The organism is Anaeromyxobacter sp. SG64 (assembly GCF_022690745.1).
Taxonomy (GTDB): Bacteria; Myxococcota; Myxococcia; order Myxococcales; family Anaeromyxobacteraceae; genus Anaeromyxobacter; species Anaeromyxobacter soli.
This window is the reverse complement of sequence record NZ_JALCZB010000066.1, coordinates 1-24678: the sequence shown is the minus strand read 5'-3', so window position 1 is coordinate 24678 and position 24678 is coordinate 1. Positions and strand designations below refer to the sequence as shown.

General features: G+C 72.0%; 21 protein-coding genes, 1 tRNA gene and 2 pseudogenes. 14 read left to right on the top strand and 10 right to left on the bottom strand.

Annotated elements, in window-relative coordinates:
* The 6 genes and pseudogenes from MNZ29_RS17160 to MNZ29_RS17135 form a co-directional block, all read left to right on the top strand.
* Nucleotides 1-420: pseudogene (locus tag MNZ29_RS17160) on the top strand (oxidoreductase); the annotation flags it as partial.
* Complete coding sequence (locus tag MNZ29_RS17155) at nucleotides 417-1340, top strand: respiratory chain complex I subunit 1 family protein (protein ID WP_242341352.1); 924 nt, start codon at nucleotides 417-419, stop codon at nucleotides 1338-1340. The pseudogene MNZ29_RS17160 and the gene MNZ29_RS17155, both read left to right, overlap by 4 nt.
* Before the next feature lie 5 nt (nucleotides 1341-1345).
* Nucleotides 1346-1993 carry an NADH-quinone oxidoreductase subunit K gene (locus MNZ29_RS17150; protein ID WP_242356065.1) on the top strand — a complete coding sequence of 216 codons (648 nt, stop codon included), beginning with the start codon at nucleotides 1346-1348 and terminating at the stop codon, nucleotides 1991-1993.
* A gap of 8 nt (nucleotides 1994-2001) precedes the next feature.
* Nucleotides 2002-3435 (top strand): proton-conducting transporter membrane subunit, encoded by a 1434-nt coding sequence (locus MNZ29_RS17145; RefSeq protein WP_242356063.1) that lies wholly within the window; start codon nucleotides 2002-2004, stop codon nucleotides 3433-3435.
* Between the two features lie 2 nt (nucleotides 3436-3437).
* Complete coding sequence (locus tag MNZ29_RS17140; protein ID WP_242356062.1) at nucleotides 3438-4985, top strand: hydrogenase; 1548 nt, start codon at nucleotides 3438-3440, stop codon at nucleotides 4983-4985.
* A complete protein-coding gene (locus tag MNZ29_RS17135; RefSeq protein ID WP_242356061.1) occupies nucleotides 4982-5752 on the top strand; it encodes a 4Fe-4S binding protein in 771 nt (256 codons plus the stop codon). The genes MNZ29_RS17140 and MNZ29_RS17135 overlap by 4 nt, the downstream gene beginning before the upstream one ends.
* A 90-nt stretch (nucleotides 5753-5842) precedes the next feature.
* On the opposite strand, the gene MNZ29_RS17130 is transcribed toward MNZ29_RS17135, so the two are convergent.
* The gene (locus MNZ29_RS17130) at nucleotides 5843-5980 is read right to left on the bottom strand and encodes a hypothetical protein (protein WP_242341357.1); all 138 of its coding nucleotides are present in this window, start codon (nucleotides 5978-5980) and stop codon (nucleotides 5843-5845) included.
* 433 nt (nucleotides 5981-6413) lie between these two features.
* Between MNZ29_RS17130 and MNZ29_RS17125 the strand changes: the two are divergent.
* Nucleotides 6414-7107: pseudogene (locus MNZ29_RS17125) on the top strand (transposase); the annotation flags it as partial.
* Nucleotides 7108-7848: 741 nt separating this feature from the next.
* On the opposite strand, the gene MNZ29_RS17120 reads toward MNZ29_RS17125, so the two are convergent.
* Nucleotides 7849-9750: a fibronectin type III domain-containing protein gene (locus MNZ29_RS17120; protein WP_242356059.1), complete on the bottom strand. Its 1902-nt coding sequence runs from the start codon at nucleotides 9748-9750 to the stop codon at nucleotides 7849-7851.
* Nucleotides 9751-10298: 548 nt separating this feature from the next.
* Between MNZ29_RS17120 and MNZ29_RS17115 the strand changes: the two genes are divergently transcribed.
* Together MNZ29_RS17115 and MNZ29_RS17110 are read left to right on the top strand one after the other, a co-directional pair.
* Nucleotides 10299-10365: transfer RNA gene (locus MNZ29_RS17115), tRNA-Ile, on the top strand.
* 40 nt (nucleotides 10366-10405) lie between these two features.
* Nucleotides 10406-10549, top strand: a complete 144-nt coding sequence (locus MNZ29_RS17110; protein ID WP_242340928.1) for a hypothetical protein — start codon at nucleotides 10406-10408, stop codon at nucleotides 10547-10549.
* A 103-nt stretch (nucleotides 10550-10652) separates the two neighbouring features.
* On the opposite strand, the gene MNZ29_RS17105 is transcribed toward MNZ29_RS17110, so the two are convergent.
* Together MNZ29_RS17105 and MNZ29_RS17100 are read right to left on the bottom strand one after the other, a co-directional pair.
* Nucleotides 10653-10982 carry a PspC domain-containing protein gene (locus MNZ29_RS17105; protein WP_242340927.1) on the bottom strand — a complete coding sequence of 110 codons (330 nt, stop codon included), beginning with the start codon at nucleotides 10980-10982 and terminating at the stop codon, nucleotides 10653-10655.
* A gap of 44 nt (nucleotides 10983-11026) precedes the next feature.
* Entirely contained in the window at nucleotides 11027-11656 is a 630-nt protein-coding gene (locus tag MNZ29_RS17100; RefSeq protein ID WP_242356057.1) for a class I SAM-dependent methyltransferase, read from the bottom strand.
* Between the two features lie 167 nt (nucleotides 11657-11823).
* Between MNZ29_RS17100 and MNZ29_RS17095 the strand changes: the two genes are divergently transcribed.
* A complete protein-coding gene (locus tag MNZ29_RS17095) occupies nucleotides 11824-12303 on the top strand; it encodes a GNAT family N-acetyltransferase (protein ID WP_242340925.1) in 480 nt (159 codons plus the stop codon).
* Nucleotides 12304-12313: 10 nt separating this feature from the next.
* Here MNZ29_RS17095 and MNZ29_RS17090 read toward each other — a convergent pair whose 3' ends face one another.
* The 3 genes from MNZ29_RS17090 to MNZ29_RS17080 form a co-directional block, all read right to left on the bottom strand.
* The gene (locus tag MNZ29_RS17090; RefSeq protein ID WP_308197071.1) at nucleotides 12314-13009 is read right to left on the bottom strand and encodes a class I SAM-dependent methyltransferase; all 696 of its coding nucleotides are present in this window, start codon (nucleotides 13007-13009) and stop codon (nucleotides 12314-12316) included.
* Nucleotides 13006-13707 carry a metalloregulator ArsR/SmtB family transcription factor gene (locus MNZ29_RS17085; RefSeq protein ID WP_242356055.1) on the bottom strand — a complete coding sequence of 234 codons (702 nt, stop codon included), beginning with the start codon at nucleotides 13705-13707 and terminating at the stop codon, nucleotides 13006-13008. The genes MNZ29_RS17090 and MNZ29_RS17085 overlap by 4 nt, the downstream gene beginning before the upstream one ends.
* An 86-nt stretch (nucleotides 13708-13793) precedes the next feature.
* Entirely contained in the window at nucleotides 13794-15269 is a 1476-nt protein-coding gene (locus tag MNZ29_RS17080; RefSeq protein ID WP_242340923.1) for a nicotinate phosphoribosyltransferase, read from the bottom strand.
* A gap of 218 nt (nucleotides 15270-15487) precedes the next feature.
* Between MNZ29_RS17080 and MNZ29_RS17075 the strand changes: the two genes are divergently transcribed.
* Complete coding sequence (locus MNZ29_RS17075; RefSeq protein ID WP_242356053.1) at nucleotides 15488-18334, top strand: aconitate hydratase; 2847 nt, start codon at nucleotides 15488-15490, stop codon at nucleotides 18332-18334.
* A 122-nt stretch (nucleotides 18335-18456) separates the two neighbouring features.
* A complete protein-coding gene (locus MNZ29_RS17070) occupies nucleotides 18457-18765 on the top strand; it encodes a hypothetical protein (protein ID WP_242340921.1) in 309 nt (102 codons plus the stop codon).
* Between the two features lie 59 nt (nucleotides 18766-18824).
* Here the strand turns inward: MNZ29_RS17070 and MNZ29_RS17065 are convergent, their stop codons facing one another.
* Together MNZ29_RS17065 and MNZ29_RS17060 are read right to left on the bottom strand one after the other, a co-directional pair.
* Entirely contained in the window at nucleotides 18825-21005 is a 2181-nt protein-coding gene (locus MNZ29_RS17065; protein ID WP_242340920.1) for an ATP-binding protein, read from the bottom strand.
* A 125-nt stretch (nucleotides 21006-21130) separates the two neighbouring features.
* Nucleotides 21131-21469 (bottom strand): putative signal transducing protein, encoded by a 339-nt coding sequence (locus tag MNZ29_RS17060; protein WP_242340919.1) that lies wholly within the window; start codon nucleotides 21467-21469, stop codon nucleotides 21131-21133.
* A 130-nt stretch (nucleotides 21470-21599) separates the two neighbouring features.
* Here MNZ29_RS17060 and MNZ29_RS17055 point away from each other — a divergent pair, with 130 nt between their 5' ends.
* Entirely contained in the window at nucleotides 21600-22019 is a 420-nt protein-coding gene (locus tag MNZ29_RS17055) for a hypothetical protein (RefSeq protein WP_242340918.1), read from the top strand.
* A gap of 336 nt (nucleotides 22020-22355) precedes the next feature.
* A complete protein-coding gene (locus MNZ29_RS17050; RefSeq protein WP_242340917.1) occupies nucleotides 22356-23684 on the top strand; it encodes a citrate (Si)-synthase in 1329 nt (442 codons plus the stop codon).
* Between the two features lie 173 nt (nucleotides 23685-23857).
* On the opposite strand, the gene MNZ29_RS17045 is transcribed toward MNZ29_RS17050, so the two are convergent.
* Nucleotides 23858-24678, bottom strand: an 821-nt coding sequence (locus tag MNZ29_RS17045; protein WP_242356051.1) for a M23 family metallopeptidase, incomplete at its 5' end; no start/stop codon positions are given.

The following is a 24678-nucleotide window of genomic DNA, read 5'->3' as shown; positions in this document are numbered from 1 at the left end:
CGGGTGAGCGTCGCCGCGGCCGCGCTCCTCGTCGCGACGGCGGGCCTGGTCCTCCTCCGCCGTCGCCTCGGGGCGCCGCGCGCCCCCGACGTCGAGACCTGGGGCTGCGCCTTCTCTGGCCCGCTCCCGCGCGCGCAGTACACCGGCTCGTCCTTCGCCGAGCTGCTCGTCCGCCGCTTCTCGTGGGCGATCTTCCCGCGCGGCGCCGCGCCGCGCCTCGGCGGGGCGTTCCCGGCCCGCGCCGCGTTCCACACCGAGGTGCCGGACACGGTCCTCGATCTCGCGCTCGCCCCCGCCGCGCGCGGCTTCCGGTGGCTCGCCGCGCGGGCCCACCTCCTCTTCCTGCGCCGCATCCAGTTCCAGGTGCTGCTCGTCCTCGCGACGCTGCTCGCGATCCTCGCCTGGGGATTCGGCTGGTGAACACGCCCATGCTCCTCCTGCGCACCGTGCTGCACCTCGCCGCGCTCCTCGCGCTGCCCCCTCTCCTCCTCGGCGTCGTGAACCGCACGAAGTCGATCTTCGCGGGGCGCGTCGGCCCTCCGCTGCTGCAGCCCTACCTCGACCTCGCGAAGCTCCTGCGCAAGGGCGCCGTCTACAGCCGGACCACGACCTGGGTGTTCCGCGCGGGCCCGATCGTCGGGCTCGCCGCCGTGGCGTCGGCCGGGCTCCTCCTCTCGATGGGCGGCGCGCCCGCCGCGCTCTCCTTCGCCGGGGACTTCGTCCTGTTCGCGTACCTGCTCGGCCTCGCGCGCTTCGCGACCGCCCTCGCGGCGCTCGACACCGGCTCCGCGTTCGAGGGGATGGGCGCCGCCCGCGAGGTCACGTTCGCGAGCCTCGCCGAGCCAGCCCTCTTCCTGTGCCTGCTCGTGCTGGCGCGCGCGACGGGTACCCTCTCGCTCTCCGGCATGCTCGGCCCGGCGCTCCCGGGGGCGTGGGGCTCCGCCGGCCCGGCGCTGCTCCTCGCCGCCATCGCGGTGTTCGTCATCGCCCTCGCCGAGAACTCGCGCATCCCGGTGGACGACCCGAACACGCACCTCGAGCTCACGATGATCCACGAGGTGATGGTGCTCGACCACGGCGGGCCCGACCTCGCCTTCATCCTGTACGGCGCCTCGTTGAAGCTCTTCCTCTTCGGGGCGATCCTCTCCCGCCTCGTCCTCGGCCGCGGCGACGGCGCGCTCGCCTCGGAGGCGCTGTTCTTCCTGGGCGTCCTCTGCTTCGCGGTGGGCGTCGGCGTCGTCGAGTCCGTGATGGCGCGGCTGCGCATCGTGCGCGTCCCGCAGCTCCTCGTGGGCGCGTCGGTCCTCTCGGTGTTCGCGCTCGTCCTCCTCCTCCGGTGACCGCGATGGCCTCGTTCGTCGATCTCGTCTTCGTCCTGGTCGTCGTCATCGACCTGTTCCTGCTCGCCTCGAGCCGCCTCGGCGCCGCGATCCGCACCGTCGCGATCCAGGGCGCGCTCCTCGCGGCGCTCCCGCTCCTCCTCCTCCGCGAGTCGCACCACCTCGGCCACGCGGTCCTCCTCGCCGGCGGCGCGCTCGCCATCAAGGGGTTCTTCATCCCCTGGCTGATGTTCCGGGCGATCCGCGAGGCGTCGATCCGCCGCGAGATGGAGCCCGTCATCGGCTTCGTCCCCTCGATGGTGCTCGGCGCGGTGGGCGTCGCGCTCGCCTTCGCGTTCTCGAGCCGGCTGCCGCTCCCCGACGCCGGCGCCCACGGCTTCCTCGTGCCGACCGCGCTCTCCACGGTCTGGACCGGGCTCCTCCTCGTCGTCACCCGCAAGAAGGCGGTGAGCCAGGTGCTCGGGTTCCTCGTCCTCGAGAACGGGGTCTACGTCTTCGGGCTGCTGCTCTCCGACGTCATGCCGGTCATGGTCGAGGCGGGCGTCCTCCTCGACCTCTTCGCGGCGGTGTTCGTGATGGGCATCGTCATGTTCCACATCAACCGCGAGTTCTCCTCGCTCGACACCGAGAAGCTCTCGGCGCTGAAGGATTAGGGCGCGCCATGCTCTTCGTCATCCTCGCCCCGCTCGCGCTCGCGCCCGTCGCGCTCCTCGTCCCCTCGAACCGCCGCCGGCCGCTGGTGCTCCTCGCGGGCGCGCTCCTGCACGCCGCCGGGGTGGCCGCCCTGTTCGCCTCGCCGCCGCCCGCCCGCGCCGGCGCGTGGCTCGCCTTCGACCCCATGGCGAAGGTGACGCTCCTCACGGTGACCGCCCTCTTCCTCGCCGCCGCCATCTACGCGCAGGGCTACCTCGCCCGGCGGGCCGACCGCGACAACCGGGTCTTCGTGGGCGGGCTCCTGCTCCTCCTCGCCGCGATGACCGTCGTCGCGCTCTCGCACCACCTCGGCCTCTCCTGGGTCGCCATCGAGGCGACCACGCTGGCCAGCGCGCCGCTCATCTACTTCAACCACAACGCGCGCTCGCTCGAGGCGACCTGGAAGTACCTCCTCATCTGCTCGCTCGGCATCGCGCTCGCGCTGCTCGGCACGTTCTTCCTCGCGCTGTCCGGCGCCGGCGCCGGGGGTCCCCGCTCGCTCCTCCTCGACGACCTCATCGCCGCGGGGCCGTCCCTGTCGCGGCCATGGGTGCGCGCGGCCTTCGTCCTGCTCCTCGTCGGCTACGGGACGAAGATGGGCCTCGCGCCCCTCCACTCCTGGAAGCCCGACGCCTACGGCGAGGCGCCCGGGCTCCTCGGCGCGCTCCTCGCCGGCGGGCTCACGAACTTCGCGTTCCTCTCCATCGCCCGCGTCTTCCAGGTGACCCGGGCCGCCGGCGACGAGGCGTTCGCGCGCGACGCGCTCGTCGGCCTCGGCCTGCTCTCCATCGCGCTCGCCGCGGTGTTCGTCGTGGGGCAGCGCGACTTCAAGCGGATGCTCGCGTACTCGAGCGTCGAGCACATGGGCATCCTCGCCCTCGGCATCGGCCTCGGCGGCGGCGCGGCGGGCGGCGCGTTCTTCCACTCGATGAACAACGGCCTCACGAAGGGCGTCCTGTTCCTCTCCGCGGGCAACATCCACCGCGCGTTCGGGGCGAAGACCACCGACGACGTCCGCGGCGCCGCGCGCCGGCTCCCGGTGTCGGGGCCGCTCTTCCTCGCCGGGTTCCTCGCCGTCACCGGCTCGCCGCCCTTCTCCCCGTTCTTCAGCGAGTTCGCCATCCTGAACGGCGCCTTCGGGGCCGGCCGCTTCGTGGTGGGCGGGCTCTTCCTCGCGCTCCTCGCGGTCATCTTCATCGGCATGGCGACCACGGTCCTCGCGGTGGTGCAGGGCGACCCGGGGGACGCGCCGCGGGTCCCCGGGACGGACGACAGCTGGCTCACCGCCGCCCCGCCCTTCGCCCTCATGGTGCTCGTCCTCCTGCTCGGGCTCTTCCTGCCCCAGGGGCTCAGGGACCTCTTCGGCGCCGCGGCGCAGCTCGTCGGCGGCCGCTGGGAGTGAACATGACCGGACCCATTCACGACGTCCGCCCCCGCGCGAGCGACCTCCTCGAGACGTGGAACGGCGAGGCGGTGGACGCCCGCGCCGTGCCCGTGCACCCCGTCTCGCGCTTCCGCGCGATCGTCCTCGAGGCGATCGCGGGCGGCGGCCGGCTCGCCGCCCTCTTCGGCCGCCCCGCCGAGGGCCGCGTGCTCCTCACCGCCGTGCTCGCCGACGATCCCGAGGGTCGACTCGCGCTCCTGTCCACGATCGTCGACGGCGCCTACCCGGCGCTCTCGGCCGAGGTCCCAGCCGCGCAGGGGTTCGAGCGCGAGCTCGCGGAGCAGTACGGCGTCCGGCCCGAGGGACACCCCTGGCTGAAGCCGCTCAGGTTCGAGCCGCCGCTGCGCCCGGTGCGCGACGCGTTCGGCCGGCGCGATCCCCGCGCGACGATCCCGGGCGAGTACCCGTTCTTCGCCGTCGAGGGCGAGGAGGTGCACGAGGTCGCGGTCGGCCCGGTGCACGCCGGGATCATCGAGCCCGGGCACTTCCGCTTCCAGTGCCACGGCGAGCAGGTGTTCCACCTCGAGATCGTGCTCGGCTACCAGCACCGCGGCGTCGAGCCGATGCTCCAGGGCGGCCCCGACCGCCGCTCCCTCGCGCTCGCGGAGTCGATCGCCGGCGACACCTCGGTCGGCCACGGGCTCGCGTACGTCAAGGCGCTCGAGTCGCTCGCCGGGCGGCCCCCGCCCGCCCGGGCGATGGCGCTCCGCGGCGTGGCCCTCGAGCTCGAGCGGCTCGCGAACCACGTGGGCGATCTCGGCGCGCTCGCGGGGGACGTCGGCTTCCTCCCGACGGCCTCGTACTGCGGCGCGCTGCGAGCGGAGTTCCTGAACGCGACCGCGGAGCTCTGCGGGAACCGCTTCGGTCGCGGCCTGCTCGTCCCGGGCGGCGTGCGCCACGGCCTCGGCGCCGGGGAGGCGCAGGCGATCGCCGCGCGGGTGCGCGGGGCGTGGGAGAAGTCGCGGCGCGCGGCCGGGCTCTTCTTCGAGTCGCCCTCGGTGCGGGCGCGGCTCGAGGGCACCGGCGCGGTGTCGCGCGAGACGGCCCTCGCCCTCGGGCTCGTCGGGCCGGCGGCGCGGGCGAGCGGCGTGGACCGCGACGTGCGGCGCGACCACGCGTTCGGCATCTTCCGGTTCGTCCACGTCCCGGTGGTCACCGCGGACACCGGGGACGTCTTCGCGCGCGCCTGGATCCGGCTCCTCGAGGGCGAGCGGAGCGCGGCGTTCGTCGCGAGCCAGCTCGAGAACCTACCCGAGGGCGGCGCGCGCGATCCGCTCGGCCCGCTCGCGCCCGGGTCGCTCGTGGTCTCGATGGTGGAGGGCTGGCGCGGCGAGATCGCGCACGTCGCCGTGACGGACGAGGCCGGGCTCCTCGCCCGCTACAAGGTGAAGGACCCCTCGTTCCACAACTGGTTCGGGCTCGCGATGGCGCTCCGGGACGGACAGATCTCGGACTTCCCGCTCTGCAACAAGAGCTTCAACCTCTCCTACGCGGGGCACGACCTGTGATCGACATCCTCAAGTTCAGGCTCGGCTACGGCCGCCAGACGGTCGCGTTCCCCGACGGCCCGCCGAAGTTCCCGGCGCGGTTCCGGGGACGCCCCGCCATCGATCCGTCCCGCTGCACCGACGGGTGCACCGCGTGCGCCGAGATCTGCCCGACCGAGGCGATCCTCGCGCCGGGCACGGCGTCGATGGCGGTGGACCTCGGCCGGTGCGTCTTCTGCGGCGACTGCGCCGCGGCGTGCCCGCCGGGGGCGATCCGCTTCACGGACGACCACCGGCTCGCCGCGCGCGCGCGCGAGGCGCTCGTCGTCCGCGGCGACGAGCCCGTGCTCGCGGCCGCCCTCGACGGCGAGATGCGCCGCGTCCTCGGCCGCTCGCTCAAGCTCCGGCAGGTGTCGGCCGCGGGCTGCAACGGCTGCGAGGCCGAGCTCAACGCGACCGGCAACATCCAGTTCGACCTGGGCCGCTTCGGTGTGCAGTTCGTCGCCTCGCCCCGCCACGCCGACGGGATCGTCGTGACCGGCCCGGTCTCCGAGAACATGCTGCTCGCGCTCCGGAAGACCTACGAGGCGGTGCCCGCCCCGCGGCTCGTCATCGCGGTCGGCGCCTGCGCCATCTCGGGCGGCGTGTTCCGGGAGAGCCCCGTGGTGAGCGGCGGCGCCGAGGCGGCGCTCGCTGGGATCCCGGTGGACCTCTTCGTCCCCGGCTGCCCGCCCCACCCGATCACGATCGTGGACGGGCTCCTGCGGCTCTTGGGGCGGCTGGGGTGAGGGAGAGTCAGGTCGCGACTCGGCTACACCCCCGAAAAGCAGCCACGCCACGCGATGATGGCCCGCCTCGCCGCCGCTGCCGTCGTCTCTTCAGAACGTGATGTCGATCGTGACGGTGTCCGTCGAGGCACCGCTCGGATACGCGACCAGGGTTGCGGTGAACGCGCCGTTCACGTCGTACTCCTGGGGCGACGTTCCCGGCTTCGCGGCGACGGCCTTGATGGTCAAGGAACCGGCGCCCATGTCCACGACCCCGGACCAACCCTTCGTTGCGAAGTACGTGACGGGCGCGACGGCTCCCTGCGGCAATCATGGAATACGCATCTGAGACACTCGCATCCGACTGCTCACGAGTGCCTGAGCCATCCCCTCGCATGAGGCCGAAGACTTCACGAACGTGGCCTGCTGGCGAACGAGTTCGTCGAACGTCTGCATCAGCGGTCGCGCGCGCTCTGCGCGCATGCCAGGCAGGCAGTCGAAGTGGAACAGCCCCTGGTTGGGAGTGGGTCCGCTCCTTCGAGGTGTTCGCCTTGATCCGCCGGTCTTCCCCGACTGCCTCCCCGGCGGCACCGAGCAGCGTGAGCAGCGCAGCGGCGATGGCGCCGACCAGGAGGATCCGGTCACGCCGCTCGGTTAGCCGATGCGCGTGTCGGTGAGCCCCATCCCGAAGCGCAGGTTCTTGAGGTGCCGCGCGCTCAAGCCGCGCCCGCCGCCTGCGAAGAGGAGCAGCCACCGCGCGCTCGTCGCTGTGGAACGACGCGCCGTGCTCGACGTCCTGCACGAGCCCCGCTTTGCGGAGCTCGCGCCCGCCGAGGTCTACGCGACGCTGCTCGACGAGGGCCGGTATCTCTGCTCGGAGCGCACCATGTACCGCGTCCTCGCTGAGAACGCGGAGGTCCGCGGGCGGCGGGACCAACTGCGGCAACCGAAGTACAAGGCGCCCGAGCTGCTCGCCATCGCCCCGAACCAGCTCTGGAGCTGGGACATCGCGAAGCTGCTCGGCCCGCGGATCATCCGCGAACCTGTGAACGCGAAGCATCCAGCGCGACCAGCTCACGGTCCACGCCGACCGTGGCACCTCTATGACCTCGAACCCGGTCGCGCTGATGCTCGCCGACCTGGGCGTCACGAAGAGCCACTCGCGGCCGCACGTCTCGAACGACAACCCGTTCTCCGAGTCGCAGTTCAAGACGATGAAACTCCGGCCCGACTTCCCGGAACGCTTCGGCGCCGTCGAGGACGGGCGTGCGCACTGCGCCGACTTCTTCGGCTGGTACAACACCGAGCACAGCCACGGCGGGCTCGGGCTGGTGACGCCGCACGACGTCCACCACGGCCTCGCGGCCGCCCGCCTCCACGAGGAGACGAAGTCGTGCACGCGGTAGGGGCGGATGGCCTGGTTGCGCATGAGCCCCGCACGATGATCTCAACCCTGCGGAACGTCTAGAACCGGCCCCATCCCATGACCGTGGGGATGAGGGGATCCGTCAGGGCTCAGATGCCTTCTGGAGCTGTCCGCCGTGGCTATGACAGACGTGACCCCTGGCGGGTTCCGTTGCCGCGCGAACGCAAGTTGAGTGCGAGACGCCCCATTATGGTAACGAGTGATACTGATAAGAGGGTCTGCGTCACGGCATACCGCGTGATGTGAACGGAGCCGATCGCGTACTCATGTCGTCCTTCTGGCTCGAGGAACATCCAGATCAGGGCCAGAGCCGCGGACACGACGGAGACGGTATTCAGAATCCGGCCGACTTTCTTCCATTGCACGCTCATTGATCGGTCCGTTCAGTGCGATCTTCCGGGGTGCTGCGACACCCGGGGTACGATCAGCGAAGCACTTCGACCCAGCGCCGAGACTTCCGCTTCGTAGCAGCGACCGATTGTTATCGCTGGCCCGTAACGCCCATGACTGCAACAACACACCTCACTGTATGAGTACGCCTCCCAAGTCGACTGGTAATACGGTCCGCAAATCACCCGTCGAGCCGGGCAATACGAGCCCGGAGACGGTCATCCCAGAACCGAACGAGTTGACCGGAGGATCGGCGGCTGGCGGACGGACCCACGCTGCTGCCAGCGGGTCGTTTCATGGGCTATAGTCCTTCGGGGGCCACCACGGGAATGACCTGCTGTGCGGCGCTTGCCCAGGCCCAGCCCGCGTAGCAGCGCTGAGATGTCCAGCTCAGACCATCATCGCTCCACTGCCAGCAGAAGTCGCTGGGCGCCTCGCGGAAGTACCCGTCCTGCCGCGGCATGATCGCGATTTCCGTGATTGCTGTCGCGTTCCCCTCCCCGAAATCGTAGCGCCACCACACCGGGTTCGTTGTCGTGGCCCTCGTCGTCGAGGTGGTGAATGCCGTGCTGGTGGAGTTATCCACGGCTTTTCCCGCATCCCAGGTGTTGTAGTGACCAGAGTCAGATGCCACCCCGGAACCGGTGAGATCAGGCCCTCCCGAGCGCAGTTCGATCTCGGCGAAACCCAAGTACTTCCCCGACGTACGAGTGCAAAGCAGGCGCCAGTACCGGTGAGAGTTCGGGGGCGGAGCGCTTGGATCGGTCGCCGTCGTCACCACCATTGCAGGCGATGCACTCCAATACCCCTCTGCGTTCAGGGCCCGCACTCGATAGTAGTACGTCGTGCTGCTCGCCAATCCCGAGTCTAAGTAGCTCAGCGCTGTCAGTCCAGCGGCGACCGAGGCCCACGGGCCGGCTTCGGTCGTGCCGCGATCGACCGCGTAGCGTCCAGCTCCTCCGCTCGGCTCGGTCCAGCTCACTGTCAGCGACGTCGTGAGCACATCTTCGAATGTCGGTCCTCCGGGCGCGTTCGGCGCGGTCGTCACGCTGCTCGCATCCGAGTAAGGACCATCGCCTTGGCTGTTCGTTCCGCGCACGCGATACCAGTACTCGGTGTTCGCCGCTCGGCCGCTGTCGATAAGCTGCGTTCCGTTCATACCGGTCGCGACCTCGCCCCACTCCCCCGGTCCGCCGCTCGCGTCCGGCGCCCGTTCCAGCTTGTAGCTCGTCGCGCCGGCAGCCGTCGCCCAGTTCACCTGAACGTCCGTCGCTGTGACGTTCGCGAACGTCGGCGTCCCAGGTACAAACGGCACCCCGACCGGACCGTTGCGACTCGCGAATGCAAGGTATTGCGCAACGACATCAGCATCGTGTTGCGCCCATTCGGGAGATACGAGAAGAGCCGGGAAGCTGCCCAGCGCCGATACACTCGCGGGGTTCGCATTCACCATCAACCCTTTCGCGACGTACCGTTGCGCCACGTCGTTGTAGTCCGCCGCACTAAACGACTGCAAGACGGATAGCTGGGCGGGATCGAGATTGTTGAGCCGGAGCCACAGGTTGAACTGCGCATCCTCCACACTCGCCTGATCGATCACGACATCTTGATAGCCGGACTCGTACAACGCCGTCGCGACGGCTGCCCTCAACTCTGCGTCCCTCGCCAGCGCCGTGGCCGCCTCCACCGCATATTGCGCCGCGGCGCTCAACTGTTGCTGCTCCCAGTACCTGCTGCCCCCATCGGCCGCCCCCTGAGAGCGATTGATCGCGGCTATGAGCGCACCGATGTACCCCGCTTCGGTTCCCATGTTCGCCAACCATGCGTTGGTGGCCTCGGCTACGGCTTTACTCACGCCTGGGGTCTCAATGAATGGCGACAACTGCGGGAACACAGGATCCGCGATAACCGTATAATTGTCGTCAGGCGGATCCCTTGCGAGCCTCGATCGCCACATTGCCATCCCAGTCATCGCCGCGGATTCCGTAGCGAACACCGTTTCCAGGGCGGGGAACCTGGATGCGCACCACCCGAACACAGCTGCGAGAGCCGTATCTGTCTCGGCCATGGCAGTGTATTCGTCTATCTCTTGCTGCGTCTTTTGGACCTTGGCCGCAATTATAATGTCGATGTCCGCGTTCTGGACACAGGGAGGGCATTCAAAACTGATATATGAAGAATATGGTTCGATCTGAGCGTTCAACACCTGATTATCGGCGGTGGCAACGAACGAAGCGGGCACGCAAAGGAACGGCTGGGTCGCTGCCGCCTCGAACCCATCGCTCCATACGACTACCCGAGCGTTTGTCCCACCGAATTCGCAGGTGTACCAGCATATCCCGAGATCCACCCTGTCCCCCGCATGCACGGGAAGCGTTAGTGACACCGGGGCTCCGGAGTCAAGGTGAATAGGTTCCATCACTATGGATGCCGCACTCGCGTGTCGCATGCCGAATATCGCGAGCGCTATAACAGCCATCCGCAGCAAGGGACAACGGTGAGCTGGGCGCGAGTGCGTGCGCCGCCGATCGGACGCTTTATTCACAATGTCTCCCAAGGCGACGCGAACAGCCGAGGCAGAAGCGTGGACGCACTGTAGGGCCGAGGTCGCACATTCACCTTCCGCAAAATGGGGCTGCGGCCTTTTGTGGCCTCCCTACGGGCCGTGCCGTCGCCGACGGCGTAGCCGGCGCGCTTGTGGGGTGTCCGTTCCTATCTGCCAGCTTTCATTAGCGGGACAGATTGTGGTGCACGCGCGTAGCTGGTCCAGAGCGCCGGCTCGATATTCCGGAGGCCGGCTCGATCCCGGTTGCGCGTACTCAGTCTCGGTTCAGGTACCGGAGGCTCTTCGCGCACCCATGGACGACGACGTCTACTTCGCGACCGACGACGTCGACTTCGCGACCGACGACGTCGTGCGTCGACGCTCGTCGCGCCGGCGGGGATGGAGCCCTCCCGCTATGTGGTCGATCCGTCCGTTGGGCGTGCCACGGACCATCTGAGGGTCGAGACGAGCTCCCGCTGACGGTGCGAACCGGCAGCGAGAGCCCGCTGGCGTGGGTGCCCGTTGAGCGCACGCGCGCGACCGTGCGCGGAGGCGCCGATCTACCCGTGCTGGACCGCCTCGGGCTCACGCCGCTCGAGGTTCGCGGGCGGCAGGAGCGCGAGCGGCTCGAGCGGCATCGCGATCCAGAGCGCGATGTACGCGAGCACGCCCCAGCCGCCGAACAGGATCGAGAGCAGGAACACCAGCCGGACGGCGGCGCAGGGCAGCCCGAAGCGGTTCGAGAGGCCGCGGGCCACGCCGGCGATGAGCCGGCCCTCGCGCGCCCGCGTCCAGTCGCGCACGGGCGGCCGCTCGACCATCCAGCTCGTGCAAGCGGCGCAGCGGGTCGCGCCGGGGGCGTTCTCGGTGCGGCAGTACGGGCAGAGCATCGTGTCGTGACCTCCGGCCCGATCGTACGCCGGCGCCCGGCTCCCTATTTCAGCGGGCGCCCGAACGAGCCCACCCAGAAGCTCCTCCCGTGCGGGAGGGGGACCGTGTGCTCGCGGCGGAGCGGCATGCCGTAGTGCTCGAAGAGCTGCTCGAGCTCCTCGGGCGGGACGAGCCGCTTGGCTCGACCGATGAGCTGGAGCGGCTTGGAGGGGGGCGGCGGGCCGTCCCCCCCGGGGAGCTCCACGACCGCCGTGCAGCCGCCGCCGTCCCCGAGCCACTCCGCCACGCGCCGGACGAGCACCTCCGGAAAGACGTACTCGAAGAGGAGCGGCACGTGCACGAGGTCGAACGCGCCGGGAGCCGCGCGGAACTTCTCCGCCTCGGCGCAGTAGAGCTCGAGCCGCGGGCCGAGGTGGAAGAAGCGCTGCCGCGCGATGCCGAGGTACTGCAGGTTCACGTCCACCCCGACGATCCGCGAGGTGACGGAGGGATCGACGTGGTCGAGGCCGTTGCCGGTCCCGCAGCCGAGCAAGAGGAGCCGTCCGGGTTGCGCGGCGAGGTAGGCCTCCTGGAAGACGGCCGCGAGCGGGGCGCGCTGATCGAGGCCCTCCGGCCCCATGTGCTGCTCGTAGTCGGCGGCCTGCACCACGGTCCACGGGTTCGGCGTGCTCATCTGCCCTACCCTAGCCCAAACGCCCCGCGGGAGCAGCGCGTCGGCTCGCCTTCGACGCGGCGCCCGCGCGAGCGCGCCTCGCCTCGCCCGCGGGATCGTGACCGCGCTCCGGCCAGGAGAGGTGCGCCGCGCGCGCACACGCGCGGCGCGTGCTAGCGTCCCCGAGCGTGCGCGTCAGGCCCCTCACCGACGCCGATCTCGATCGCTGCATCGACCTCTTCGAGGCGGTCGCGGCGGAGGGGCAGTGGCTCGCGACCGAGCCGCCCATCGACCACCGCGAGGTGCGCGCCCGCTGGCGCGCGCTCCTCGACAGCGGCGAGGGGACGCTGCTCGTCGCGGAGGAGGAGGGCGGCACCGAGCCGCTCGGGCTCGCGGCGATGGTGGGCCGCACCTCGCCCGAGCTCGGGATGCTCGTGGCAGCCGGCCACCGCCGCCGCGGCGTGGGCGACGCGCTCCTCGACGCGGCCGTGGGGTGGGCCCGCGAGGTCGGCGCGCGCGAGGTGGTGCTGCACGTGTTCCCGCACAACACCGGCGCGGTGGCGCTCTACCGCAAGCACGGCTTCGAGGAGCGGGGGGTGCTCCGGCGCGCCTACCCGCGCCGCAACCACGAGCGGTGGGACGCCATCCGGATGGTGAAGCCGCTCTGACCGGGCGGGATCACACGCGATGGCGCGGCTTCGCCGCCTCGAGCGCCAGGAACGCCGCGCCCGCCCGCGTCCGGCGGCCGAGCCACGGGTCGAGCGGACGGAGCGCCGCGGCGGCGAGGCCGAGCGGCGGGTGGTAGGCGGCGCCTCGGACCGCGCCGGGCTCCAGGCCCGCCCGGGCGACGAGCGCCGCGAGCGACGACTCGGTCCACAGGTGCGCGTCGCGCCACGGGCGAGCGCCGAGCCAGCCGCGGACGCGCCGCCAGGCACCCCACAGGCTGACCGCGCCGAGCTCGCCGAGGACGAGCCGGCCGCCGGGGCGCAGCACGCGCGCCATCTCGCGCAGCGCGGCGGAGGGCGACGGCACGAAGCAGAGCGCCGTCACCGACACGACGAGCTCGAAGCTCCGGTCGGCGAACGGGAGCGCGGCGGCGTCCCCCGCCGCGAGCGCGACGGCCGCGCCGGCGGCCCGGGCGTTCGCGCCTGCCCGCGCGAGGGCGGCGGGCGAGAGATCGACGCCGGTCGCCCGCGCCCCGCGCCGCGCCAGGGCGAGGGCGTACGCGCCGTCGCCGCACCCCACGTCGAGGATCCTCGCGCCCGCCACGCCGCCGCAGAGCTCCATCACCGCCGCCCGCTCGACGGCCTCGGTGGTCCTCCCGAGCAGGCTCCTCCGCCAGGCCTCGTAGGAGAGCGGCGTGGGCGCGGTCACGACCGGCCGGACCGCTCGACCCGGCGGCCCCGGGCCGCCCAGTCGAGGACGCCGTCGGACAGGCGAACCGCCTTGAGCCCCTTGCGACGGAGGAGCGTCACCGCCTCCACGGCGAGGACGCAGTACGGTCCGCGGCAGTAGGCCACGACCTCCTTGTCCCTCGGCAGCTCCGAGAGGCGCTTCGCGAGGTCCGGCAGCGGCACCGAGACCGCGCCGGCGATGTGGCCCGACTCGAACTCCTCCGGCGGCCGCACGTCGAGGAGCGTGACCTCCCCGGCGCGCACGCGGCGGCGGAGGGCCTCCTCGTCCAGCGCCTCCAGCTGGTCCCGCTCCGCGAGGAACTCCCGCCGGATCCGCTCCACCTCCGCGAGCCGCGCCTCGGCGACGCCGCGCAGCGCGAGGAGCAGCGCGGGCACGGTGGGATCGGAGACCCGGCAGGTGACGAACAGCCCCTCCTTCGTGGCCTCGACGAGGCCGGCCGCGCGCAGCACCTGGAGGTGCTGCGAGGTGTTCGCGAGGCTCATGTCCGTGAGCCGGGCGAGCGCGTCCACCGTCCGCGGCCCCTGGGCGAGCAGCTCCACGAGCTCGATCCGGTGCGGGCTGGCGAGCGCCTTGGAGACGCGCGCGAACTGCTCGTAGATGGCGGTCTTGAACCGCCGGCCCGGCGTCTCCCCCGTCTTGCCCCGTCTCGTGCTCAAGCGAGATGTTGACTATGTGGCGGCGGGCGAGGCGTCAAGTGGGAGGCCGGGAGCGCTCCCCGCCCCCGCCTCCGCCCGCTGGGGGCTCACCGCGGCGACCCGCGCCCCTCCAGCACGAGCCGCGCGCGGAGCTCGTGGAGCCCGCGCTCGAGCCCGACCGGGAACTGGTGCGGGTTCACGAACCGCTTCACGCCCGCGTGGAAGCGGCCGAGCTGCGCGACGGTGCGCGCGCGGAGCTCGGGGAGCGGCGGCGGGTCGTAGACCCGACGCCCGCGGCGGAAGACCGGGACGAGGAGATCCTCGCCCGCGACGTCCGCCTCGATCTCGCGGCGGCGCAGCGGGTCGAGCGGATCGAGGATGACGGCCGGCGCGGGCAGCCCGATCCCCTCCTCGTAGATCGCGTCGGCGAGGAACTCCCCGCCGCGCAGGAAGCGGCGGACCTGCAGCACCCCGGGCACGTTCGTCTTCGCGGTCTGCTCCGAGACCTTCACGCGCGGGAGCCAGGCGCCCTCCGGGCCGTCGCGCACCGCGCCGAGCTTGTACACGCCGCCGAGCGCGCCGTCGCCCATGCCGGTCACGAGGCGCGTGCCGACGCCCCACACGGTGATGGTGGCGCCCTGGTCCTTCAGGCTCTGGATGATGTTCTCGTCGAGCTCGTTCGAGGCGAGGATGACCGCCTTCGGGAAGCCGGCCTCGTCGAGCCGCTTGCGCGCCTGGATCGAGAGCCAGGCGAGATCCCCCGAGTCGAGCCGGATGCCGACCATCTCCTGCCCCTGCGTCCGCAGCCAGCGGCCGGCCTCGATGGCGTGGTCGATGCCGGAGAGGGAGCCGTAGGTGTCCACGAGGAACACGCAGTTCGCGGGCAGCGCGCGGGCGTAGGCCATGAACGCCTCGCGCTCGTCGCCGTGCAGCATGACCCAGCTGTGCGCGTGCGTGCCGCGCACCGGGATCCCGTAGAGGCGGCCCGCCAGCGTGTTGGAGGTGGAGGAGCAGCCGCCGAGGTAGGCGGCGCGGCTCGCGGAGAGGCCGCCGTCGATGCCCTGCGCGCGCCGCAGCCCGAACTCGAGCACCGGCTCGCCGCGCGCGGCGATGCACACGCGGGCGGCCTTGGTCGCGACGAGCGACTGGAAGTTCACCATCGCGAGGAGCGCGGTCTCGAGGATCATCGCCGGGATGATCGGGCCCGCCACGCGGAGCAGCGGCTCGTGCGGGAACACGACCGTCCCCTCCGGAACGGCGTCCACGTCGACGTCCACCTCGAGCCGACCGAGCGCCTCGAGGAAGCCGCGCTCGAAGAGCGGCTCGCCGTCCGCGCCGCGCTGGTCCGCGAGGAACGCGAGGTCGTCCGCGTCGAAGCGGAGGTGCTCCACGAAGTCGACGACGTGCTCGAGCCCCGCCGCCACGGTGAACCCGCCCGAGAACGGGTTCTTGCGGAAGGACAGGGTGAAGCACGCCTCCTTCCGCTCGAGGCCGCTCTTCCACGCCGCGTACGCCATCGTCAGCTCGTAGAAGTCGGTGAGCAGCGCGAGCGACGGGCGGTAGAGCTGCGAGGGGACGGGCATCGAGCCTCCGGGGTCACTATTTCTAGCGCGGAGCGCTCCCGCGGTCTGCGTCGTCGCGGCGCACCCCGGCGGAGCCCCGACACGCCGCTTGAAGGACGGCGAGCCGCGCGTATGAAAGCTGCTCACCCAACGACCGGCGGGACGCCAGGGCGCGTCCCCCGGCCCGAGGCTCGCGCCCGCTCCGCCGGCGGCCGCGCGCGGCTCAGGCGAGGATCCCCATGAACGACAACAGGCTCGGCGTCGTCGTCCCCTTCGAGATCGCCGCCGGCAGGACCGGCCGGCTCGTGTCGCTCCCGGAGCTCGAGCGCAAGGGCTTCGGGCCCGTGTCCCGCCTCCCGGTCTCGCTCCGCATCGTGCTCGAGTCGCTCGCGCGGAACGTGGACGGCGTGCGGGTCACCGAGGAGGACGTCCGCGCCCTCGCGCGCTGGCAGCCCCGGGCCGAGCGGACGCGCGAGATCCCGTTCCTCGTCGGGCGGGTGCTCCTCCAGGACTTCACCGGCGTGCCGCTCCTCGTGGACCTCGCCGCGATGCGCTCGGCCGTCGCGCGCCTCGGCAAGGATCCGCTCGCGGTCGAGCCGCTCGTCCCGGTGGACCTCGTCGTGGACCACTCCGTGCAGGTCGACGCGTTCGGCTCCGCCGACGCGCTCCGCTACAACATGGAGCTCGAGTTCGATCGCAACCTGCCGCGCTACGAGTTCCTGAAGTGGGGCACCCACGCGTTCGAGGAGCTGCGCATCGTCCCGCCCGGCATCGGCATCTGCCACCAGGTGAACCTCGAGTTCCTCGCGCGCGGGGTCCTCGAGCAGGGCGGGCTCTACTACCCGGACACGCTCGTCGGCACCGACTCGCACACGCCCATGGTGAACGGGCTCGGGCTCGTCGCGTGGGGCGTGGGCGGCATCGAGGCCGAGGCGGCGATGCTCGGTCAGCCGACCTACTTCCTCACCCCCGACGTCGTGGGCGTGCACCTCTCCGGCGCGCTGCGCGAGGGGGTGACGGGGACGGACCTCGTGCTGCGCGTGACCGAGATCCTGCGCAAGGCGAAGGTGGTCGGGAAGTTCGTCGAGTTCTTCGGCGAGGGCGCGGCGAGCCTGCCGGTCCCGGAGCGCGCCACCCTCTCCAACATGGCCCCGGAGTACGGCGCCACGGTGGGCTTCTTCCCGCCCGACGAGCGCTCGATCCGGTACCTCGAGCAGACCGGGCGCCCGAAGGAGACGGTGGACGCCTTCCGCGCCTACTACGCGGCGCAGGGGCTCCTGCGCATCCCGCGCGCCGGCGAGGTCGACTACAGCGAGGTCGTGGAGCTCGACCTCGCGAGCGTGGGCGCGGCCGTCGCCGGGCCGAAGCGGCCGCAGGACCGCATCGAGCTCGGCGCGCTGAAGCGCACGTTCCAGGAGCTGTTCACCCGCAAGGACGCGTCCGGCTACGGCAAGCCCGCGGAGGAGCTCCGCCAGCGCTACCGCTCGCCGAACGGATCCCCGCCGACCACCACGGGCGGCGGCCTGCAGGATTCTGACAGCCTGCCGGACGGCGAGCGGAAGAACACGAGCACCCTCACCGAGTACGAGATGATCAACAACCGGCCCACGCCGGACACCCAGCCGAACCCGCCGCGGCGGGAGCTCCCCGGCACCGTCGAGATCGGCCACGGCGACGTCCTCATCGCCGCGATCACCTCCTGCACGAACACCTCGAACCCGGGCGTCATGCTGGCGGCCGGGCTCCTCGCGAAGAAGGCGGTGGAGCGCGGACTCTCGGTGCAGCCGCACGTGAAGACCTCGCTCGCCCCCGGCTCGCGCGTCGTCTCCCGCTACCTCGCCGAGACCGGGCTGCAGCCCTACCTCGACCGGCTCGGGTTCCAGGTCGTCGGCTACGGCTGCACCACCTGCATCGGGAACTCCGGTCCGCTGGACGAGCGGATCGAGAAGGTGGTCACCGACCACGACGTCGTCGCGGCGTCGGTGCTCTCCGGCAATCGCAACTTCGAGGCGCGGGTCCACCAGAGCGTCAAGGCGAACTTCCTCATGAGCCCCCCGCTCGTCGTCGCCTTCGCCCTGGCGGGCCGCGTCGACGTGGACCTCGAGCAGGAGCCGCTCGGCGTCGGGAAGGACGGCAGGCCGGTGTTCCTGCGCGAGCTCTGGCCGACGGCGGAGGAGATCGACGCGCTCCGGCCGGCCGCGGCGAACCCCGAGGAGTACCGGAAGAACTACTACGGCGGGTTCAACGAGAACGCGCGCTGGAACGCGCTCCCGGTGCGCGGCGGCAAGGGCTACGACTGGGACCCCGAGTCCACCTACATCCAGGAGCCGCCGTACTTCACGCCCTTCGCCGCGGCGCCGTCCGAGGCGAAGGACGTGCTCCACGCCCGCGCGCTCGCCATCTTCGGCGACTCGGTCACGACGGACCACATCAGCCCGGCGGGCTCGATCAAGCCGTCGTCGCCCGCGGGGACCTACCTGCAGGCGCTGGGCGTCTCGGTGCGTGACTTCAACAGCTACGGCGCGCGCCGCGGGAACCACCACGTGATGGTGCGCGGCACGTTCGCGAACGTGCGCATCAAGAACCTCATGGTGCCGGGGGTCGAGGGCGGGGTCACCGTCCACCAGCCCACCGGCCGCCGCCTCCCCATCCACGACGCCGCGCTCGAGTACGCGCGCGACGGCATCCCGCTCGCGATCGTCGCCGGCCTGGAGTACGGCACCGGCAGCTCGCGCGACTGGGCGGCGAAGGGGACGGCGCTCCTCGGGGTCCGCTTCGTCGTGGCGCGCTCCTTCGAGCGCATCCATCGCTCGAACCTCGTCGGCATGGGCGTCCTCCCCTGCCAGCTCCCGGAGGGCGTGTCGGCGCAGACGCTCGGGCTCGACGGCACGGAGACGTTCGACCTCGTCGGCGTGGCCGGGAGGCTCACCCCGCGCCAGCGGGCGACGCTCGTCGTGCACCGCAGGGACGGGCGCCGCGACGAGGTGGAGCTCGTCGTGCGGATCGACACGCCGATCGAGGCCGAGTACTACCGGCACGGCGGGATCATGCCGTACGTGCTCCGCCAGATCGTCTCGCGGTCCTGAGCGGCGCCTGTCGCTCGCCAGGGCGACCGCGGTCGCCGGCGGGGCGGGGGCGAGCCCGTGAGCCGATGTATGCACGCCGCGTTCTTGCGCGGTCGCGAGGGGACGGCGTAGAAGCGGCGGGCATGACGCTCCACGTCGCCCTCGCCGTCTCGGCCCTCGCCGCCTCCGTCCTGCTCGTCGCCTCCTCCGCGCAGCGGGTGCTCCCGGTGATCGCGCTCGTCGCGGCCGCCGTCGAGACCGCGGTCGCGCTCGGCTACCTGCACATCTCGGTGAGCGGGCTGCCCCTCGGGCTCATCCTCGGGCTGGCGCTCGCGGTGCCGGGGTTGATCGGCTGGCTGCGCGCCACCGCCAAGAGCTCCGTCTCCGCCGCCGCGCTGGTCGCCTTCACCGGCGTGCTGCAGGTCATCGTCTACGTCGGGGCCAGGTTGTAGGACGAAGCAGCGCGGGCTCGCTCCACGCTCGGTCGCACCCGAGCCGTGACCCAAGCGCCTCAGCCCGCCGCGCGCGCGTCCTCGCCGCCGGTCCGCGGCGGCTCCGGCGCGTCCGGGTTCGCGGCCGCGCCCTGCGGGCCGGCGGCGGCGTCCGGGCCGCGGGTGTCGCGCAGGAGCCCGGCGATCGTCGCGTGCAGCGTCGCGGGATCGACCGGCTTCGAGAGGTGCGCGTCGAAGCCCGCCGCGATCGCGCGCTGCCGATCCTCGGGGCGCGCGAACGCGGTGAGCGCGGCGATCGCCACGCGCCGCTCGCCGCGCGCCTCCTCGAGGCGCCGCAGCTCGTGCACGAACGTGAAGCCGTCCTCTCCCGGCATGGCGATGTCCGACACGACGAGGTCCGGGCGCTCCCGGGCGACGGCGTCGAGCGCCTCGCGGACGGAGGCCGCGCCCTCCGGCCGCGCGCCCCACGAGGCGAGCAGCTGGAGCAGCACGTCCCGCGAGTCCGCCTCGTCGTCCACGACGAGCACCCGGGCGCCGCCCAGGTCGGGCCGGGCGCTCACCGCCGCCGGCGCCACCGCGGGCGCGCGCGCGACCGGCGGCAGGACCACGCGGAAGGTGGCCCCGCGGCCCGGCCCGTCGCTCTCCGCCTCGATGGTCCCGCCGTGGAGCGCCACGAGCTGCCTCGTGATCGCGAGCCCGAGCCCGAGCCCGCCGTGGCGCCGCACCGACGCCCCCTCCGCGTGGACGAATGGATCGAACACGACCGGGAGGAAGTCGCGCGCCATTCCCACGCCGGTGTCCTTCACCTCCAGGAGGGCGCCCCCGCGCGACGCCGCGAGCCGCACGTCGACGCTGCCGCCCGGCTGAGTGAACTTCACCGCGTTCGACAGGAGGTTCCACGCGACCTGGCGCAGGCGCGCGGCGTCGCCGACGACGCGGGGCAGCTCCGGCCCTGCGGTGCGGGAGAGCGCGACGCCCTTGGCGCGCGCCGTCGCTCGGACCGCCTCGACCGCGTCGTCCACCACCCCGAGCAGATCGACGTCGGCGTGCCCGACCTCGATCTTCCCGGCCGCGATGCGCGACATGTCGAGCAGATCCGACACGAGCTGCGCGAGCGTGCGGCCGTTCCGCTCGATGACCGCGAGGCCGCGGGCGAGCCGCTCCGGATCGCCGCCCGCGTCGCGCAGGAGGCCGGACCAGCCGAGGATCGCGTTGAGCGGCGTGCGCAGCTCGTGCGAGAGCGTGGCGAGGAACTCGTCCTTCGAGCGGCTCGCGGCCTCGGCGTGGACGCGCGCGTCCTGCTCGCGCGCCAGCGCGCGGGCGAGCTCCTCGCGCGAGGCGGCGTGCGCCTCCTGCGCGCGGAGCTTCGCGAGCTCCATGCGGTCGATCGCGACCGCGTCCCGGAGCACCAGCACGACGAACAGCAGCGAGAGCACGACCACGAGGAGCGAGACGGCGAGCGCCCCCTCGCCCGAGGCGCCCGTCACCGCGAGGGCGAGCCCGCCGAGGAGCAGGGGGAGGAGCAGGACGTAGACGAGCAGCCGGCGCGCGAGCGCGCTCCCGGCGCCTGTAGACGCGAGGTTCGCGACGAAGCCGCGGTCCGGACGGGCGCAGAGGAGGCCCACGTCGAGCGTCAAGAGCGCGATGGCGGACGGGAAGGCGATCCCGGTGACGGTGGCCTCTCGGTAGAGCAGCGAGACGTCGAAGGTGTGGCCGACGACGCCGAGGAGCGCGATGGCCATCGCGACGATGGCGAGCCCCTGGGCGAGCCACGCGGCGCGGCGGCGCGCGTCGAGGCCCACGAGGACCACGCCCGCGAGCAGGAAGCTCGCGGCGGCGGGCGGACCGGGCCGGCCGGGGAGCGTGACCGCGGCGCTCAGGCCCAGGCCCGGCACGAGGACCCGGTCGATGTGGAGGTCGACGAGGGCGAGGTGCTCGACGAGGGTGGCGGCGCCCAGGGCCGCGACGAGGACGCCGATCACGCGAGAGGCGATCCGCGCCCAGCGCGCGCCGAGCCCCGCGAGCGAGAGTCCGACGGCGGCCGCGATGATGCCCGCCGCCGTGTTCGGCTGGACCTCGATCCCCCGGGCGAGGGTTCGGAGCCACGGGACGCCCAGGGGATGGCTGACCAGGGCGCCCACCCCGATACCGCCCGCGAGCGCCGCCGCGACCTGCGAGATGCGGTGCATCCGGGCGACGACCTTGGGATCGAGCAGGGGGATGTCCTTAGGTGCGTCCATCGGAACCCTGGCGGGAAGCTAGGGTCGCTCCGAGATGGGCGCCATGTGTGCGAGCAGGCGGTCGCGCGCTCCCGTTGGGGGGCACAGGATCGTGGCGGCGCGAGCGGGGTGGGGCGAAGCCCCGTTCACAGCAACGCCGCCGCCAGGAGCGCGGCTGCGATGAGCAGCGCCATCCAGCCGACCGTCCAGGAGCGTCCGCTCTCGGGCACCGGGGCGACGAGGTCGTCCTCCACGTCGGTCGGCGAGATGGCGGGGCTCGCGAGGATCTCTCGCGCGCGGGGCAGATCGTGGGCCGGGACGAGGACGCGGATCGTCCGGCCGACGCCCGGCAGGAGCGCCGCGTCGGTCCCCTCGAGCACCGCGGCGGCGATCCCATCCGCCTCGAGCATCCCGCGGACGAGCTCCGCGTCGGTGAGGCTTCCGAACACCGCGACGGTCCGATACTCCGCTGAGTGCTGTTCCACTCCCCTTCCCCTCGTCGAATGCTCGCACTCGGCGCCGCGCCGGTCCAGTCGGCGCGCTGTCAGAGGGGTTCGCTACGGTCCGCCGGCCGTCCCGGATGGCCGGCATCCCGCAGCAGGAGGTCCTGGACCGATGGCCGTGAAGGTGATGGTGGCGCCCGCGATCGCGAAGGGCGAGCTCGAGAAGGGCGGCCCCGTCGCGAAGCGCGCCGCGCCCGCCGCCGCGAAGCCGAAGAGGCGCCGCTCGTCGGTCTACGACGCCGACGGCAACGAGGTGTTCATCACCCTCATGTGCCTCAAGTGCCACAAGATGCGGCCCCTCGCGCAGTTCGGGCTCCGCAAGATGGCGGACGGCGCGATTCGCAACCAGCCCTGGTGCAGGACCTGCCGCTCCGGCGCCGGCGCCGAGAAGCCCAGCCACGCCGTCGCCGCGGCGCTCCCCGAGCCCATCGTGCCCGACCTCGCGACCGAGGCGGCGGTCGGGGACGAGCCGCAGGCGTCGCGGAACGTGGCGGCGGAGGTCGCGGCGGCGCTCGCCGCCGGCCGTCGCTGAGCCTTCCTGCGGGCGCGCGTCCCGCTCGCGCGCGCCCGTCTCCCAGCCCAGCGCCGAGGTCAGCGACCGCTTGCGCTCGCCTGCGGCGGCTGGAGCGGTGTAGCTTGCGACAGCCGACCGCACCGGGACGGGCGAGGCCCTGTCGGAGCGAGTAGGCATCGAGGTGTGCGCCCGGGCGCGGGGAGCAGGGGGCCGGGTCGAAACTAGACTCGGCGGCTCCACGAGTTGTTCCCGATCCGGTTTGCCCTGGCCGAAATTCGCTGGGTAGGATTCGGCCCTCGGTTCAACGCGCTCTGTAGTTGCAGAACAAACCTCTACAAATGGCTGGGGTCGACAATGGCTGAGACGCTCAAGCGGAAGCTCAAGGAGAAGATCGAGGCATTCCGCCCGCGCACGCAGAAGCTGAACAAGGAGCTGGCGGAGATCGTCATCGACAAGGTCACGATCGGCCAGGCCATCGGCGGCGCCCGTGACGTGCGCTGCCTCGTGACGGACATCTCGTACCTGGACCCGCAGGAAGGCATCCGCTTCCGCGGCAAGACGATCCCGGAGACGTTCGACGCGCTGAAGGAGCACGTGGTCGCCGGCGCGGAGATGCCGACGGTCGAGAGCTTCTTCTCGTTCCTGCTCACCGGCGACATCCCCACGAAGGCCGAGGCCGCCGAGATCCAGGCGGACCTCAAGGCCCGCGAGGTGCTCCCGCAGTACGTCATCGACGTGCTCCGCGCGATGCCGCGCGACTCGCACCCGATGGCGATGTTCTCGGCCGGCATCGTGGCGATGCAGCGCGAGTCGGTGTTCGCGAAGCGCTACGGCGAGGGCAACCTCAAGAAGACCGAGATGTGGGACCCGATGTACGAGGACGCGATGACGCTCGTCGCGCGCCTCCCGGTCCTCGCGGCGTACATCTACCGCATGAAGTACAAGGGTGACACGCACATCCCGTCGGATCCGAAGCTCGACCTCGGCGGCAACTTCGCCCAGATGATCGGGCAGAAGAAGCCGTACGACGACGTCGCCCGCATGTACTTCATCCTCCACTCGGATCACGAGTCGGGGAACGTCTCCGCGCACACCGCGCACCTCGTGGCCTCGGCGCTGTCCGACGCGTACTACGCGTACTCGGCCGGCATCAACGGCCTCGCGGGCCCGCTCCACGGCCTCGCGAACCAGGAGGTGCTCGGCTGGATCCAGCAGACGATGAAGAAGCTGAACAACCAGGTGCCCTCGAAGGAGCAGCTGAAGCAGTTCCTCTGGGACACGCTGAACTCCGGCCAGGTCATCCCGGGCTACGGCCACGCGGTGCTCCGCAAGACGGATCCCCGCTACACGGCGCAGAACGAGTTCGCGAAGAAGCACCTGCCGAACGACCCGCTCTTCCAGCTCGTGAACATGATCTACGAGGTGGCGCCGGGCGTCCTGACGGAGCACGGGAAGACCAAGAACCCGTGGCCGAACGTCGACGCGCACTCGGGCGTGATCCAGTGGTACTACGGCGTCCGCGAGTGGGACTTCTACACGGTCCTCTTCGGCGTCGGCCGCGCGCTGGGCGTGCTCGCGAACCTCGTGTGGGACCGCGGCCTCGGCTACGCGATCGAGCGTCCGAAGTCGGTCACCACGGCCATGCTCGAGAAGTGGGCGGCCGAGGGCGGCCGGAAGGTCTAGCCGCCGGCCGGCTGAGGTGTCAACCCCCAGGGGCCGCCGGGCGGGCGGCGCCCCTTTTCTTCTTGCCGGGGGGCGCAGCTACGCGCCCCCCGGACCCCCGGCTCGCTCCGCCGCAGCCTCATCCGGCTGCGGCTACGCTCGGGACGTATCCCGGGGACCCCGGTCTCAGACGGTCACGGCGCCGGGGCGGTGTGGACCGCGGGGACGACCGCGCCAGGCGCGGCGATCGCGCTGCCGCCGAGCGCCGAGTCGAGCGCGCCGCGGCGGACCTCGAAGGCGGGCCGGACGGCCGCCACGAGCGAGCGGTGCTCGATCTTGTGGACCTCGAAGGGATCGAGCACCCGACCGCTCGCGTCCTCGAGCTGGTAGTGAAGGTGCGGCGCGAACGAGTGGCCGCTGTTGCCGGAGAGCGCGATCTGCTCGCCCTTCTTCACGCGGCGGCCGGCGATCATCTCCTTCGGCAGCACCTCGAGGTGCAGGAAGATCGCGTGGCGGCCGCTCGCCGGATCGAGGATGTCGAGGCAGTTCCCGTTTCCGCGGAAGTTCCAGTTGCGCCGCTGGATCACGCCCTCGAACGGCGCGAACACCGGCGACCCGACCGGCGCCTTGTAGTCGACGCCCTTGTGGCGGCGACCGTCACGCAGGAGCGAGGTGACCTGCTCGTACTCGCCGATGGGCGCGTCGACGATGTGCTCCTCGAGCTCGCTGCCGTCCTCCCGGTAGTAGCGGGCCCAGCGCGCCCCCTCGGCCTGGAAGCGGTAGACCGAGAACGCCTTCCCGAGCTTCTGGGAGACGTAGCGCACCGCCTCGACGACGGGCTCGGCGCTCGGCGGGAGGCCGGGAGCCGCCGGCGGGGACGGCGTGTAGAGGATCTCGAGCCGATCGCCCTTCCTGCCGTCGCGCGCGACCTGGAGGTCCCACACGAGCAGCCGGTTCACCACCTGCGTGAGCTGGTCGGCGATGGCCCGGTCCGCGGGAGGCAGGGCGCGCGCGA

Coding starts and splice junctions, on each gene's coding strand:
- MNZ29_RS17150 (WP_242356065.1), top strand. CDS start 1,346: ATGGCCTCGTTCGTCGATCTCGTCTTCGTCCTGGTCGTCGTCATCGAC.
- MNZ29_RS17145 (WP_242356063.1), top strand. CDS start 2,002: ATGCTCTTCGTCATCCTCGCCCCGCTCGCGCTCGCGCCCGTCGCGCTC.
- MNZ29_RS17140 (WP_242356062.1), top strand. CDS start 3,438: ATGACCGGACCCATTCACGACGTCCGCCCCCGCGCGAGCGACCTCCTC.
- MNZ29_RS17110 (WP_242340928.1), top strand. CDS start 10,406: ATGGACGACGACGTCTACTTCGCGACCGACGACGTCGACTTCGCGACC.
- MNZ29_RS17105 (WP_242340927.1), bottom strand. CDS start 10,982: ATGCTCTGCCCGTACTGCCGCACCGAGAACGCCCCCGGCGCGACCCGC.
- MNZ29_RS17100 (WP_242356057.1), bottom strand. CDS start 11,656: ATGAGCACGCCGAACCCGTGGACCGTGGTGCAGGCCGCCGACTACGAG.
- MNZ29_RS17080 (WP_242340923.1), bottom strand. CDS start 15,269: ATGCCCGTCCCCTCGCAGCTCTACCGCCCGTCGCTCGCGCTGCTCACC.
- MNZ29_RS17075 (WP_242356053.1), top strand. CDS start 15,488: ATGAACGACAACAGGCTCGGCGTCGTCGTCCCCTTCGAGATCGCCGCC.
- MNZ29_RS17070 (WP_242340921.1), top strand. CDS start 18,457: ATGACGCTCCACGTCGCCCTCGCCGTCTCGGCCCTCGCCGCCTCCGTC.
- MNZ29_RS17065 (WP_242340920.1), bottom strand. CDS start 21,005: ATGGACGCACCTAAGGACATCCCCCTGCTCGATCCCAAGGTCGTCGCC.
- MNZ29_RS17055 (WP_242340918.1), top strand. CDS start 21,600: ATGGCCGTGAAGGTGATGGTGGCGCCCGCGATCGCGAAGGGCGAGCTC.
- MNZ29_RS17050 (WP_242340917.1), top strand. CDS start 22,356: ATGGCTGAGACGCTCAAGCGGAAGCTCAAGGAGAAGATCGAGGCATTC.